The following is a 692-nucleotide window of genomic DNA, read 5'->3' as shown; positions in this document are numbered from 1 at the left end:
GTGGACAGCATAGCGGCACGGGTACCTACGCCAAACAGACGGCTTTTGAGAACTTCGATTCCCCAGCTATCAATGATTTCCAGTTGAGGCAGGTATTTCTCAAGCGAGTCAATGTACTCTTTTCCGCCCAGCATTTTGAAAGCAGAAGTCCAGCTAGAGTTGCAGAGACGGGAAGTTGGATTCCAGTCAACACGCTTACGAGCATGGAACCCTTCTTCCGCAGCAGTTTCGGAGGTCAACTTACTGCAATACGCTTTGTAGAGTTTGTGAACCTGAGCCATGTCAGTGCAGTGATAAACAACTGCAAACAGAGTGCTCGGCTTTTGAAGCTGTCCACGCTTCCACGCCGCAGTACGGCTGTGGCCATCGATTTTGAAGCGGGAGACCTTATGCTCTCCGCCAACGGTTTCGGTCAGTTCAACGATAGCCACTACACGTTGGGCATTACTGGTGATATCACCTTTCATGTGAGCTTTCGTCATACGACGGTTTACATTGCGGTTCGCATAGTAATCGTCCAGGTCGATGAAATCATTAGTAGCAATGTTCTCACCGGTAATATGAACTTCTTCAAAGACTTCGGTAGTCATTATATGTTACCTTTAATATGTAGGAAGGGTGGAGAGTTGCCCCCTCCACCACATTGGTTCGTTTACTGTTAAGGTATAAACGATACTAAAAACACCTTTTGA

At 47.0% G+C, this 692-nt stretch carries 1 protein-coding gene; it reads right to left on the bottom strand.

The window, feature by feature from the left end; translation table 11 throughout:
* Nucleotides 1-590, bottom strand: a 590-nt coding sequence (locus N1032_RS25545; protein WP_259543403.1) for a hypothetical protein, incomplete at its 3' end; no start/stop codon positions are given.
* Between the last annotated feature and the right edge of the window lie 102 nt (nt 591-692).

It is taken from the genome of Herbiconiux daphne (assembly GCF_024979295.1).
Lineage (GTDB): Bacteria > Actinomycetota > Actinomycetes > Actinomycetales > Microbacteriaceae > Herbiconiux > Herbiconiux daphnes.
Note: the sequence above shows the minus strand (reverse complement) of the source record. Positions and strands in the feature narration are given on the sequence as shown.